The sequence below is a fragment of the Sabulicella flocculans genome, assembly GCF_045449635.1.
Lineage (GTDB): Bacteria > Pseudomonadota > Alphaproteobacteria > Acetobacterales > Acetobacteraceae > Roseococcus.
On the sequence record NZ_JBJJBR010000007.1, the window covers coordinates 119,184 to 131,222 of the forward strand.

Consider the following 12,039-nt stretch of genomic DNA (forward strand, 5'->3'; position numbering starts at 1 on the left):
CATGGACCCGACCGTCCTCGCCTGGGCGCTGGCGCAGCCAGCCGGCAGCCGGGCCGCCGCGCTCGCCGCGGCCTACACCGGCGGCACCACGCGCGTGACCTTCGACGGGCGCACCGTGGAGTACCGCAGCCTCGATGAGCTCGGCCGTGCGCTGGCCGTCCTGCGCGGGGCAGAGATGACAGCGGCGCGCCGGCCGTCCGTAACGCTGGCCAGCTTCTCTCGCGGGGGAAGCAGGTGATGGGCCGACTGCGAGACGCGTGGAACGTGCTGCGCGGCTATGCCGCGGCACAGGACCAGCGTGCCTCCGCATGGGCGCCCTCGGGCGGCAGCGCGACGGCCGAGGTCGGCACCGCCGCGGAGACAGTCGCGCGCCGCGCGCGCGACGCCGTGCGCAACGATCCCTACGCGAGCCGCATCGTCGACCTGTGGACTGGCAACGCGGTGGGCGCCGGCATCACGACGCGCTGGCCGGATCAGCGTCATGCCGATGCCTGGAGGCGCTGGGCGGAGAGCACCGCCTGCGACGCCGAGGGCCGACTGGACCTCTACGGCCTCCAGGCCCTGGTCATGCGCGCAGTCGTCGAAAGCGGCGAGTGCTTCGTGCGTTTCCTGATGACCGCGCCGTCGCCCGCGAACCCGATCGGCCTGCGGCTGCAGGTGCTGGAGAGCGACCACCTCGACACAGCGCGGAATGGCATGGTGGGCGGCGCCGCGACCATCCAGGGCATCGCCCTCGGCGAGGCCGGAGAGCCGATCGGCTACTGGCTGCACCGCGTGCACCCCGGCGCGACGTGGATCCTGCCAGGGGCGACCTGGCTGAGTAGCGAGCGGATCCCCGCATCGGAGGTGCTGCACGTCTACCGCAAGCGCCGCCCCGGCCAGCTGCGCGACGTGTCCTGGCTCGCCCCCGTCCTGCTGCGCCTGCGCGATCTCGGCGACTACGAGGCCGCCCTGCTCATGAAGGCCAAGATCGAGGCATGCCTTGCCGCGGTGGTCACGGAAGAAGGCGACGAGGCCCTCACCGGCGCCGCGGCCGGCCTGCTCCGCGACGCCCAGGGCCGGACGGTCGAGAGCTTCGAGCCGGGGATGATCCTCTATCGCCGCGGCATGGGCAGCGTGGAAGTGGTGAACCCTTCGGGCGGAGGCAGCCACGCCGCCTTTGCCCGCCGCGCGTTGGAGGCCGCCGCGGTCGGCGCGGGCCTGACCTACGACCAGGTCTCCGGCGACCTCACCCAGGCGAACTACTCCTCGCTCCGCGCCGGCAAGATCGAGTTCCGCCGCCTCTGCGAGCAGGTGCAGTACGGGATGCTCATCCCGATGCTGGTGCGGCCGATCGCGGACCGCTTCCACGCCCAGGGCGCGCTGCTCGGTCTATGGGGCGCGGAGATGCCGGACGGCGTCAGCCACGTCCCGCCGGCGCACGAGATGATCGACCCGCTGAAGGACACCACCGCCCTCATCGCCCAGGTGCGCGCCGGCTTCGTGCCGCAGCCCGAAGCGGCCGGCGCCTTCGGCTACGACTTCCGCGCCGCCGTGGAGATGATCCGCGAGGCCAACGCCCTGCTCGACGAGGCCGGCATCTCGCTCGACACCGATCCGCGCCGCGTCGCGAAGTCCGGCGCCGCCCAGGACGCCGCGCAGATGGCCGCCGTCGAGATCGCCGCCACCGGCGCCGCCGCGCCACCCCGCGCCGAGCCAACCCCAGGAGCCCCCGCATGACCGCCGGCGCCTACGACTGGACTGACGACATGCTCAAGATCAAGAGCATGCAGAAGAAGTTCCGCGACAGCTTCAACGGGACCGAGATCAACCCGGCCCGCTGGGACGTCGCGGCCAGCGGCAGCGGCATGGCGCTCGCGGTCGCCGACGGCACCGTCACCATCTCCACCGGCACGACCCTCGACGACGAGGTCGTGCTGACCAGCCGCACCGCCTTCACCATCCCGCTCCGCGTCATGGTCGCGGTGAACCTCAGCCAGCGCATCGCCGGCCAGTCGGTCTGGCTCGAGCTGGTCTCGGTCGATCCGACCTCCGCCCAGCCCGACGGCCGCAGCGCCGCCGCGTGGCGGCTCGACGGCACCAGCCCGACGCTGGCGAATTACGAGGTCCAGAGCGAGGGCGCCCCGCGGCTCGTCACCGCCTCCGCCTCGACCATCCCGACCACGGCGCCAGCGGGCTGGTCGGTGCTGGAGATCGAGCTGACCAACGACGAGTGCTGGTTCCACGGAAGGCAGCTCGACACCACGGCGGCTCGCTCGAACTCCTATGTCCGCCACCAGCAGATCCCGGAGCCGAATGCGCTCTACCGCTTCCGGATCCGCGTGCGGAACCGGCAGTTCGTCAACGGTATCTCGGCGGTCGCCAACAACGGTTCCGGCCTGGTGCGGATCACCCGCGCCGCGCATGGCTTCGCGACGAACGACGTGGTGACGGTGGCGGACGTCTCCGGCGTGCCGGGGGCGAACGGCACCTTCACCATCACGGTCATCGACGCGAACAACTTCGACCTGGTCGGCTCGACCTTCTCCGGTGCCTACCTGAACACCGGCTGGGCGTCGGTCTCGCGGAACCTGGCGCCAGCCTCGAGCATAGATGTGAAGGTGCAGTTCGTCACCATCGCGGATTACGCTGAGCTCACCACCGAGATCACCGCCGGCCGCGGCCAGTCGGTCGCCGGCCAGGGGCTCGGGGTGAACGTGCTGAGCACCATCGCTCCGACGCTGACGGCAGTGGGCGGCCAGGCGCGCAACACGAACGGCGCCCTGCCGGTGCTGGTCGCGACCGGCCTGTCCGCCAACCCGACCGCGGTGACCACCGGCCGGGGCATCGACCTGCTGGCGACGCTGATCGGCGCGCTGGTGAACAAGCCCTTCTCGATCCCGGAGGCCGACTGGCAATACGCGGCGGCCGCGGGTGGGATCATCAATACCACCGACGTCGTGCTGAGGGCCGCGGCCGCCGCCGGCGTTCGGAACTACGTCACCTCGATCGACATCCGCAACGCGCACGCGACCGTGGCGACCGAGGTGGTGATCAAGGACGGCGCCACGGTGATCTGGCGGCAGCTGCTGCCTGCGGCGATGGCCGCACCCGTCGAGATCACCTTTCCCACGCCGCTGCGCGGCACGGCGGCGACGGCGGTGAACTTCGCCTGCCTGACCACGGGCGCGCAGGTCTACGTCAACGCGCAGGGCTACGCCGCGCCGTAGCGGCGCCGACCACCAGGAATCCACCATGACTGAGACGACCGAGCCGGGCGGCAGCGATGCCGCGCCGGCGACTCCTGCCATGCCGATCGTGGCGCAGCGCGCGCTGGCGGCCCCGGCCACCGTCGATCGTGCCGCGCGCACCGTCGAGGTGGTGTGGTCGACCGGCGCCCGCGCCCGCAACTTCGTCCCCGCCTTCGGCCTGATCACCGAGGAGCTGGAGATGTCGCCCAACGCGGTGCGCATGGACGCGCTGCGCTCGGGTCAGGCCCCGGTGCTGAACACCCACCGGCGCGGCGATGCCCGCGACGTGCTGGGCCGCGTCACCGCCGCCCGCCTCGAGCGTGGCCGCGGATACGCGACGCTGCAGTTCTCCGCCGCTGCGGACGTCGAGCCGGTCTGGCAGCGCATCGCCGACGGCACGCTGCGCGCGGTGAGCGTCGGCTACCGCGTGCACCGCTACGAGCCGCGGCCGGACGCCGCCACCGGCGAGACCGTCCACCGCGCGGTGGATTGGGAGCCCTTCGAGATCTCCGTCGTGCCGGTCCCGGTGGACCGCGATGCGGCGGTCCGCGCGCAGGGGGAGCAGGGCCTCTCCGCGCCGGCGATCGAGCCCGCCCTGCCTGACGAGGAACCCACCATGCCCGAGACGACGCCGGAGACCCCGGCTGCCCCGCCTGCGGCGCCGCCCTCCGCCGCGCCGTCCACCCCGTCCCAGGAGACCACCGTGACCACCACGCCCAGCCCTGCGCCGACCGCGCCGCCCGAGCCCATCCGCGGCGCACCCGCGCCGGCCGCCCCGCCGGTCGACCTCGACGCCATCCGCGCCGAGGCCGAGCGCGCCGTCGCCGAGCGCATCGCAAGCTACGAGCCGGTGCTCGCCGCCGCGCGCGGCCTGCTCCCCGCCGACACCATCGACGCGCAGCGCCAGGCCGCGATGCGCGATCGCGCCAGCCCCGAGGTGCTGCGCGCCCGGCTGTGGGAGGCCTTCACCCAGGCGCAGACGGCCCGCCCCACGCTCCCGGCCCGCCCGGAGAGCGGCCCCGGCCACGATGACCCGGCGCAGCTGCTCGACGCCATGGCCGAGGCGCTCGCCGCCCGCTCCATGCCGGGCTACCAGCCGCCCAGCACCGGCCCCAGCGCTGGCCGCCACGCCGAGTTCATGGGCTGGCGCCCCTCCGACATGCTGCGCGAGCTCCTCGCGCGCCGGGGCGATCGCAATCCGCCGCGCAACCCGACGCTCCTCGCCGAGCGCGCCTTCCACACCAGCTCCGACTTCCCGGCGCTGCTCTCGGCCGCCGCCAACAAGATGCTGCTCGCCGCCTACGCGCCGGCGCAGCCGACCTACCGGCAGATCTTCCTCCGCCGCGACTTCCGCGACTTCAAGCCGCACCGGCACCTGCGCATCGGCGACTTCCCGACCCTTCTGCCGCTGCTGGAGAACGGTGAGATCCAGGTCGGCACCATGTCCGAGAGCCAGGAGATCGTCGTCCTGCAGACCTTCGCGCGGCGCATCCGCGTGACGCGACCGATGCTGGTGAACGACGACCTCGGCGCCTTCACCGACTTCGCCGCGGCGATCGGCCGCCGCGTCGCCGAGTTCGAGAACGCGACGGCCTACCAGCTGCTGAACAGCGGCAATGGCGACGGCCCGACGCTCACCAGCGGCAACGCCACCGTGTTCGGTACGGGCGCGGGGCGCGCGAACAAGGCCGGCGCGGGCTCCGCCCTCGACCTGCCGAACCTCGCCGTCGGCCGCGCGGCCATCATGCGCCAGAAGACGCTGGACGGCCTGCCCATCTCGATCGGCAGCACCATGCGGCTGCTGGTGGGCCCGAGCCAGGAGCTCGCGGCCCGGCAGCTCACCATCAGTGTCGCCGCTAACCAGATCGGCAACGCGAACGTCTTCGCGGGCTTCGTGCAGCCGCTGGTCGAGCCGTTGATCGGGGCCAACCGCTGGTACCTGTTCTCCGACCCGCTGAGCGCGCCGGTCTACGTCTACGGCTACCTCAACGGCGCCGAGGGGCCGCAGGTGACCACCGGGCCCGTCCAGGGCGCGGACGGGATCGAGGTCAGCGTGATCTTCGACTTCGGCGTGGGCGCCATCGACTGGCGCGGCGCCTGGTTCAATCCGGGCACCTGACCGCCCAACCACCCCTCGTGAACCGATGCAGAGGCCGCCCACAGCCGGGTCCCCGGCCAAGCGACAGCTTGGCTGGGTGGCTTGGGCGGCTTCTGCGTTTCTGGAGACCCCATCCCCATGCGCAACTGCATCCGTCCCGACGCCCGCTCCGTCCCCATGGTCGTGCCCTATGCCGGCGGCATCCTCTCCGGCCAGGGCATGCTGGTCGGCGCCTTCTTCGGCGTGGCCGCGGCCGACGCCGCGCAGAACGCCACCGTCGAGTGCGAGACCCGCGGCGAGTTCGAGCTCACCAAGGATCCGACCCAGGCCATGGCCGCCGGGACGCGCGTCTTCTGGGACAATACCAACCGTCGCCTGACCACCACCGCGACGGGCAACTTCCAGGTCGGCGTCGTCACCGTCGCCGCCCTCGCTGCCGACGCCACGGTCCGCGTCATGCTGGCCCGCGTGCCGGCCTCGGGGGCGTGACCATGGATCCCAAGGCCAGCCGGGGCTACCGCAACCGCAACCCCGGCAACATCGAGCACGTGGCCACGAACAAGTGGCTCGGGCTCGTCGATCCGCCTTCGGACGGGCGCTTCTGCCGCTTCCGCTCACACCAGCACGGCATCCGCGCGCTGGCCCTGCTGCTGCAGAGCTACCAGGACCGGCATGGGCTGCGCACGGTCCGCGGCATCGTCGCGCGCTGGGCGCCGAGCAGCGAGAACGACACCCGCGCCTACCAGGCGGCGGTGGCCGCGCGGCTCGGCGTCGCGCTCGACGATCCCGTCGACCTGCACGACGCGGCGACGATGCGCGGGCTGGTGGAGGCGATCATCCGCCATGAGCTCGGCGGCATGCCCTACGCGCCGGAGACGATCGCAGAGGGCCTGCGAATGGCGGGCTTGGTCCAGCCCGGCCTCGCCCACAGCGGGACGGTCCGTGCTGCGGCGGGCTCGGTGGTCGCCGGCGTCACGGCCGCGGCGGTGGTCGACGCCGTCACCACGCTCGCGCCGCATGCCGAGGGGCTGGCCGCGGTGCTGCGGGCGCTCGGCCCCTGGGGCGTCGCCGCCGCGGTGATCGGCGTCGCGGCCTGGACCATCCATCAGCGGCTGCAGCGGCAGCGGGAGGTCGCCCGATGACGGACCACGACCGCGAACTCGGCACCATCGTCACCCGCCTGACCGAGATCGAGCGGCGCCTGGCGGAGGGCGACAAGGACATGCGCGAGCTCACCCGCACCGTGACCGAGCTGGTCAAGGCGATGGCGGGTCTCACGGCGCGGCTGTCGCTGGCGGCCGGCGGCGTGCCGAGTGCGTCGCCGGCGATCCCGGCGACCGGGGCTGCCGCAGCCGGCGGCATTGTCGGCGCGGCGGTCGGCGCGAAGCTCGCCTCCTGGCTCGGGCTCGGCTGAACCGGGATGGGCGTGTTCGACGATGCACTGGCGGTGCTCGCCGCCGACCCGAACTTGGGCGTCGAGGCGACCTACCGCGCCGCAGGTACCGGCGCGCCCGTGCCCCTCCGCGTCCTGCGCTCCAGCCCCGATCGCGTGGTGGACGCCTTCGACACGCCGATGCTGCGCGCGACCGATGTGCTGACCGTCGCCATCGGCGCCCTTCCGGCGATCGAGCCCGGCGATACCTTCACGATCGGCGCGGACCTGCTGACGGTGGACAGCGCCGAGCGAGATGCCGCCGGCGTCGCCTGGCGCGTGCTCTGCCGGCGGTAGCATGCGCCTCTCCGCTGTCGTCGGCGATCTCCGGAAGGTGCTGGCCGAGGAGGTCCGCGCCGGCGAGCGCGCCGCCTCCCGCGCCGTGCGCGCCGAGACCGACGCGCTGAAGACTGAGCTCCGCGGCCAGGTCACCGGCTCGCTCGGCGGCAAGGCGCGCGGCATCGCCAATGCCTGGCGCTCGCAGGTCTTCCCGCGCACCGGCGTGTCCATGCGCGCGGCCGGCCTCGTCTGGAGCAAGACGCCACTGGTGATCGACGCCTTCGAGCGCGGCGCGCTGATCCGCCCCAAGGGCGGCGGGCGGTTCCTCGCGATCGCTACCGGCTTCAACGCCGCCCGCGGCTGGCGCGGGCGCGGCGACAAGGGGCTGCGCGTCACGCCTGCCCAGATGGTCGCCTCCGGCCAGGGCTTCCTCCGGCCCTTCCGCTCGGGGCGAGGCTTCGTCTGGTGCCTGCCGCTGCGTCAGGGCGCGGCAACGGGCAGGCGTCGGCGCACCCGCCTGATCGCCGGCGGCGTCGCCGAGGTCGGCACCGCCCATCGCAAGGGCCGCGAGGCCTGGGCGCGCGGCCTGCTCGAACAGGGGATGGTGCCGATGTTCCTGCTGCTGCCGCAGGTGAAGCTGGCCAAGCGGCTCGACGTGCGCGGGGCGTCGCTGCGCGCCCTGCGGCGCCTGCCGCGGCGCTTCGTGGCGGCCTGGGAAGCCGAAGCCGGACGCGCGGCATGAGTGCGCGCGAGACGGCCCTGGCCGCCCTGTCCGCGCGCCTGGGCGCCGTCCTGGCCGCCCGGAGCCCGGCCCCGAAGGTCCTCCGCAACGAGACCGTCCCGCAGCGCCTTCCCGCCGGCGGACTGGTTGTGGTCCGCGACGGCGAGACGGTGGAGGAGACCGCGATCCTCTCGCCGCTCGCCTGGGCGGTCGATCACAGGGCGGAAGTCGAGGTCGTCGCGGCCACCGGCGCACTGCTCGACGCGCTGCTGGTCGACATTGCGACCGCGGTCGCCGGCGACCGCACCCTCGGCGGCGCGGTCGAGTGGGCGCAGCCCGGCGCGCCCTCCTTCGACGACGCGGAGGTCGAGGGTGCCGCCGCGGCGCGCGCCGCCTCGGTCCCCGTCACGCTGTCCTTCACCGTCGCCGGCTCGCCGCTGGCCTGACCCCGCTCCCGGAGACGCCCCATGCCCCGTGCCATCGGCGCGAATTCGCGCCTGCTTATGCTCCCCGAGGTCACCTACGGCACCGCGCCGGGCGGCAACTGGCGGCGCGTGCCTTTCCTCTCCTGCAACCTCGGCGCCGAGCAGCCGCTGCTCGACGCGGACGTCATCGGCCTCGGCGGCAATCGCGATCCCGCCGCGCCGTTCTTCGACACCGTCACCGTCGAGGGCGACGTCGTCGTGCCGGTCGACCTGGTTAACATCGGCCACTGGCTGCGCCTGCTGCTCGGCGCGCCGACCACGACCGGCACCAACCCGAACTTCACCCACACCTTCGGATCCGGCGCGGCCACGCTGCCTTCGCAGGCGATCGAGATCGGCTACCCCGACGTGCCCAGCTATGACGTCTGCGCTGGCGTGCGGGCGGATGCGCTGGAGATCGACTTCAGCCCAACCGGACCGGCGACCGCGACGATCAAGCTCATCGCCCAGGGCTCGACCCGCTCGGGCTCATCCTCGGGCGGCACGCCGGTCTCGGCCGCCTACACTGCCTTCCACAAGGCGCAGGGCTCGATCAGCCGTGCCGGCTCGGCGCTGGCCCAGGTGACCGGCGCGCGGCTCGCCTACTCGAACAGCGTCGAGGCGGTGCGCACGATCCGCGCCGACCGACGCATCGAGGGCGCGGATCCCGGCATCGCCCGCGCCACCGGCCAGATCACCGTGCGCTTCGAGAACACGACCCTGCTGGCCCAGGCGCAGAACGGCACGCCGGCGGAGTTCGCCTTCGCGTTCACCATCGACGCCAACCGCAGCCTCACCTTCACGCTGCACGAGGTCTATCTCGCGCTCGCCAAGACCCCGATCGAGGGACCCGCCGGCGTCGAGGCGAGCTTCGAGTTCCGCGCGGCCTTCAACGCCACGGCGACGCGGATGATGACCGCGGTGCTGAAGAACCAGCAGGCGGGGACAGAGTATGCGTGAGTCCGTCAATGTGACGGACGCGCCGTAGCCGGGCCGCGGTCGTCATCTTCGTGCCCACTGCACGCGCTGTGATGATCAGCACAACGCTCGCCGCAGGTGCTTGAGTAGCTCCTTCTGCAGCCAGGGAGCAGTGAGCCGCTCGCCGTCGATCTGACATTCGCGCACGCAGTTCGGCTCCTGCGCTATCGTCACACCGATCGAGCGTCGAATCAGATCATAGAAGACGGTCGTGTCCTCGGGAGACATTGACTGTCTGGTATTGAACGCGTCCAGGTCAATGTCGAGGATAAATGGCAGCTCGAAGAGGTACGGCACGTTGCCCGTTCGGCAAATTCGCTCGATGAGGTCGAGACGACCCTTCAGAAATTCTCCACCGATGACTTGATTGCGCCAATGACGGTAGGCTGCTTCGTCCGGTCGCTGGGTATCGTCATCCAGTATGATTAACCGGTTCTCTGGGATGCTATACGTCGAGGAGGCGTTCTGGCTCGGTCGCACCAAGCCGCGCATCTGCATCTCAACAAAATCTAGATGCTGCCACTTCCGGTCGAATGCTATTTGCTCGTTCGAGAGGAGGTAGCCTTGGTCTTCACGTGAGGCAACAAAGGCGAGATCGATGATGCCGCTGCGTAGTGCCGCATCGATATGCTCGTCATGCTGCAGGTCGAGAACGGCAGCAGCTACCGAGCCCGTGTCCTGCGCGGACAGTGACTCTAGTCTCGTTCGTCGAGCCTGCTCCGCAGCCGTGTCGCAATCATCGCAGTTTTCCGCGACTGTGCGATACCCATAGCGGAGAAAGGCGCGGTGCTTGTCGGTGTGGTAATCGAGACTTAGGACGCGCACCGGCTCGCTCTGCGTTGCCGCCCACCGCTGCCAGGGAAGCAGCGCGTAGTGGTGACTCTTGAAGATGGCGACCGGCTTTCCACAGATGGCGCTGAACGCGATCTGGGACTGCACTACTGCGAGCGGTGAGGCGGTCGGCTCAGGCAAGTTCATCTGATCAATCTCTTGCTGCTATGGCGGTCAGAAATTGGCGCCGCTTCGTCAGGGCCACCAAGACGCATGCTCGCACGATGGCCCGTGCCGTCGTTAGTCAACCGCAATCACACAGGGACGCAAGATGCTCACCCTCGACCTCCCGGCCGAGCCGTACTGGCTCGACCTGCCGCGCGGCGTGCGCGTCGAGATCCGGCCCGTGACCACCGCGGTCATGGCCGCCGCGCAGGCCGCCGCCGCGCGCCGGCTCGCCGCGAGCCGGATCGCCGATCCGGAGCTCGATCCCGACATGTCGCGCGGCCTCTCCTTCGCCTTCCTGGTCAAGGCGCTCGCCCGGCATGCGGTGGTGGCCTGGGAGGGCGTAGGCGACACCGCCGGCAAACCACTGCCGCTCTCGCCTGAGGCGGTCGAGCGGCTGATGGACCTCGACGACATCGCCGCCGCCTTCTGGGACCGCGCCACGGCCCCTGTCGCCACGGTGGCCGCTGAGGGAAACGGCTGAGGGCCCGCGCCGCGTGGCACTTCGGCCGCGGGCCCGAATACTGCCGCGGCTGCGCCGCCCTTGGCCGCGACTGCGCCTACGCCTGTCCCTACGCCACGAACGCGCCGACCAGCATCGAGGGCCAGGCTTGCTGGGCTGCGGGCACGGCCTGCGCCGAGGCGACCATGGCCGGCCTGACGCTCGACACCGCCGGCGCGCTCGCCACGGCACGCGATCTCGGCGCCGCTGGCTGGGCCGCAGCCGAGCTGCTGCTCGCCATCCGCGCCGGCATGGCCGAGGGCGCTGCCGCCCGCCGCGAGGGGGAGACGACCTGAGATGGCCGACGCCACCCGCCGCGTCTCGGTCCGCCTCTCGCTGGACGACGCTGCCCGGGTCAAGGCCGGGCTGCGTGAGGTCGGCGAGACCGGCCAGCGCTCGCTCGACCAGATCAAGGGCGGCGCCGAGCGCGCGTCGCGCTCGCTGGAACTGCTCGACGTCGCCATCCGCGGCATCCAGCTCGCCGGCGTGGCCGTCGCCGCGCGGGCGCTCGTCCAGGCCGGCGACGCTCTCACCCAGGGCCTGTCGCGCCTGCAGAACGCGACCGGCTCGGTGGAGCGCGCCGGGCAGGTCTACGAGGCGCTGTACCGCAACGCGCTGCAGACCGGCGTCGCGGTCTCCGAGAGCGTCGACGCCTTCCAGCGCTTCTCGATCGCCGCCCGCGAGATCGGCGCCACCTCCGACCAGGTGGTCCGCCTCGTCGGTGGGCTGCAGCGCGTCGCCATTGTCTCCGGCGCCTCCACGCAGGAGATCTCCTCGGCGACGCTGCAACTCGCCCAGGCGCTGGCCTCGGGCGTGCTGCAGGGCGACGAGCTGCGCTCCATCCTCGAGGCCATGCCGCTGTTGGCCGAGGGCCTGGCGCGCGAGCTCGGCGTTTCGATTGGCGAGCTCCGCAAGCTCGGCAGCGAGGGCAAGCTCACCGCCGAGCGGGTCTTCCCCGCGCTGCTGCGCGCCACGGAGCGCCTCGGCGCCGAACTCGACCGCGCACCGCTCTCCCTCGGCCGCGCCTTCGGGCAGCTGAGCGCCGCCACCGAGAACTTCCTCGGCCAGCTCGACCGCGCCATCGGCCTGTCCAACGCGCTGGCCCGGGCGCTGTCGGCCGCCGCCCGCGCCGTGGACAGCGTCCGCCAGGGCGCCGGCCTGCGCAGCGAGGAGGAACGCCTCGCCGGGCTGCGCCGCCAGGCCGAGGCGCTGTCGGCCCAGATCGGCCGGCTGGAGAGCGAGGGCGACGGCCGCGACAGCCTGCGCGCGCCGGTCCGCCGCGGCAGCATCCGCCCTGGCCTGGTTGGCGTTGCCGAGCAGCAGGCCGGCGTCGACAGCC

Annotated in this window: 15 protein-coding genes; 14 read left to right on the plus strand and 1 reads right to left on the minus strand. The window is 72.3% G+C overall.

The window, feature by feature from the left end:
* Position 1: 1 nt before the first annotated feature.
* The 11 genes from ACI6QG_RS09710 to ACI6QG_RS09760 all read left to right on the plus strand — a co-directional run bounded on the left by ACI6QG_RS09710 (position 2) and on the right by ACI6QG_RS09760 (position 9,184).
* Positions 2-238 carry a phage head-tail joining protein gene (locus tag ACI6QG_RS09710; protein WP_149537211.1) on the plus strand — a complete coding sequence of 79 codons (237 nt, stop codon included), beginning with the start codon at positions 2-4 and terminating at the stop codon, positions 236-238.
* The gene (locus tag ACI6QG_RS09715) at positions 238-1,719 is read left to right on the plus strand and encodes a phage portal protein (RefSeq protein ID WP_149537210.1); all 1,482 of its coding nucleotides are present in this window, start codon (positions 238-240) and stop codon (positions 1,717-1,719) included. The genes ACI6QG_RS09710 and ACI6QG_RS09715 overlap by 1 nt, the downstream gene beginning before the upstream one ends.
* Positions 1,716-3,209, plus strand: coding sequence for a ubiquitin-activating E1 FCCH domain-containing protein (locus tag ACI6QG_RS09720; RefSeq protein ID WP_149537209.1), 1,494 nt, complete (start codon positions 1,716-1,718; stop codon positions 3,207-3,209). The genes ACI6QG_RS09715 and ACI6QG_RS09720 overlap by 4 nt, the downstream gene beginning before the upstream one ends.
* A 25-nt stretch (positions 3,210-3,234) precedes the next feature.
* Positions 3,235-5,349, plus strand: coding sequence for a prohead protease/major capsid protein fusion protein (locus ACI6QG_RS09725; protein ID WP_149537208.1), 2,115 nt, complete (start codon positions 3,235-3,237; stop codon positions 5,347-5,349).
* 117 nt (positions 5,350-5,466) lie between these two features.
* A complete protein-coding gene (locus tag ACI6QG_RS09730) occupies positions 5,467-5,817 on the plus strand; it encodes a DUF2190 family protein (protein ID WP_149537207.1) in 351 nt (116 codons plus the stop codon).
* A gap of 2 nt (positions 5,818-5,819) precedes the next feature.
* A complete protein-coding gene (locus ACI6QG_RS09735) occupies positions 5,820-6,470 on the plus strand; it encodes a structural protein (protein WP_223880756.1) in 651 nt (216 codons plus the stop codon).
* Positions 6,467-6,742: a hypothetical protein gene (locus tag ACI6QG_RS09740; protein ID WP_149537205.1), complete on the plus strand. Its 276-nt coding sequence runs from the start codon at positions 6,467-6,469 to the stop codon at positions 6,740-6,742. Before ACI6QG_RS09735 ends, ACI6QG_RS09740 begins: the two co-directional genes overlap by 4 nt.
* 6 nt (positions 6,743-6,748) lie before the next feature.
* Entirely contained in the window at positions 6,749-7,057 is a 309-nt protein-coding gene (locus ACI6QG_RS09745; protein WP_149537204.1) for a head-tail joining protein, read from the plus strand.
* Between the two features lies 1 nt (position 7,058).
* Positions 7,059-7,781, plus strand: coding sequence for a DUF6441 family protein (locus ACI6QG_RS09750; RefSeq protein WP_407024368.1), 723 nt, complete (start codon positions 7,059-7,061; stop codon positions 7,779-7,781).
* Entirely contained in the window at positions 7,778-8,206 is a 429-nt protein-coding gene (locus ACI6QG_RS09755) for a hypothetical protein (protein ID WP_149537202.1), read from the plus strand. Before ACI6QG_RS09750 ends, ACI6QG_RS09755 begins: the two co-directional genes overlap by 4 nt.
* A gap of 21 nt (positions 8,207-8,227) precedes the next feature.
* On the plus strand, positions 8,228-9,184 hold the full coding sequence (locus tag ACI6QG_RS09760) for a phage tail tube protein (protein WP_149537201.1): 957 nt from the start codon (positions 8,228-8,230) through the stop codon (positions 9,182-9,184).
* Between the two features lie 75 nt (positions 9,185-9,259).
* Here ACI6QG_RS09760 and ACI6QG_RS09765 read toward each other — a convergent pair whose 3' ends face one another.
* Positions 9,260-10,180: a UPF0489 family protein gene (locus ACI6QG_RS09765; RefSeq protein WP_149537200.1), complete on the minus strand. Its 921-nt coding sequence runs from the start codon at positions 10,178-10,180 to the stop codon at positions 9,260-9,262.
* 124 nt (positions 10,181-10,304) lie between these two features.
* On the opposite strand from ACI6QG_RS09765, the gene ACI6QG_RS09770 reads away from it, so the two are divergent.
* The 3 genes from ACI6QG_RS09770 to ACI6QG_RS09780 form a co-directional block, all read left to right on the plus strand.
* Positions 10,305-10,682, plus strand: a complete 378-nt coding sequence (locus ACI6QG_RS09770; protein ID WP_407024369.1) for a phage-derived protein YdaY family protein — start codon at positions 10,305-10,307, stop codon at positions 10,680-10,682.
* Between the two features lie 164 nt (positions 10,683-10,846).
* The gene (locus ACI6QG_RS09775; RefSeq protein WP_187830094.1) at positions 10,847-10,996 is read left to right on the plus strand and encodes a hypothetical protein; all 150 of its coding nucleotides are present in this window, start codon (positions 10,847-10,849) and stop codon (positions 10,994-10,996) included.
* Between the two features lies 1 nt (position 10,997).
* Positions 10,998-12,039 (plus strand): tape measure protein (locus tag ACI6QG_RS09780; RefSeq protein ID WP_407024370.1); only part of this gene is annotated, 1,042 nt, incomplete at its 3' end.

Bases quoted from the DNA above. Each gene is read 5' to 3' on its own strand.
- ACI6QG_RS09710 (WP_149537211.1), top strand. From the start codon at position 2: ATGGACCCGACCGTCCTCGCCTGGGCGCTGGCGCAGCCAGCCGGCAGC.
- ACI6QG_RS09715 (WP_149537210.1), top strand. From the start codon at position 238: ATGGGCCGACTGCGAGACGCGTGGAACGTGCTGCGCGGCTATGCCGCG.
- ACI6QG_RS09720 (WP_149537209.1), top strand. From the start codon at position 1,716: ATGACCGCCGGCGCCTACGACTGGACTGACGACATGCTCAAGATCAAG.
- ACI6QG_RS09725 (WP_149537208.1), top strand. From the start codon at position 3,235: ATGACTGAGACGACCGAGCCGGGCGGCAGCGATGCCGCGCCGGCGACT.
- ACI6QG_RS09730 (WP_149537207.1), top strand. From the start codon at position 5,467: ATGCGCAACTGCATCCGTCCCGACGCCCGCTCCGTCCCCATGGTCGTG.
- ACI6QG_RS09735 (WP_223880756.1), top strand. From the start codon at position 5,820: ATGGATCCCAAGGCCAGCCGGGGCTACCGCAACCGCAACCCCGGCAAC.
- ACI6QG_RS09740 (WP_149537205.1), top strand. From the start codon at position 6,467: ATGACGGACCACGACCGCGAACTCGGCACCATCGTCACCCGCCTGACC.
- ACI6QG_RS09745 (WP_149537204.1), top strand. From the start codon at position 6,749: ATGGGCGTGTTCGACGATGCACTGGCGGTGCTCGCCGCCGACCCGAAC.
- ACI6QG_RS09750 (WP_407024368.1), top strand. From the start codon at position 7,059: ATGCGCCTCTCCGCTGTCGTCGGCGATCTCCGGAAGGTGCTGGCCGAG.
- ACI6QG_RS09755 (WP_149537202.1), top strand. From the start codon at position 7,778: ATGAGTGCGCGCGAGACGGCCCTGGCCGCCCTGTCCGCGCGCCTGGGC.
- ACI6QG_RS09760 (WP_149537201.1), top strand. From the start codon at position 8,228: ATGCCCCGTGCCATCGGCGCGAATTCGCGCCTGCTTATGCTCCCCGAG.
- ACI6QG_RS09765 (WP_149537200.1), bottom strand. From the start codon at position 10,180: ATGAACTTGCCTGAGCCGACCGCCTCACCGCTCGCAGTAGTGCAGTCC.
- ACI6QG_RS09770 (WP_407024369.1), top strand. From the start codon at position 10,305: ATGCTCACCCTCGACCTCCCGGCCGAGCCGTACTGGCTCGACCTGCCG.
- ACI6QG_RS09775 (WP_187830094.1), top strand. From the start codon at position 10,847: ATGGCCGGCCTGACGCTCGACACCGCCGGCGCGCTCGCCACGGCACGC.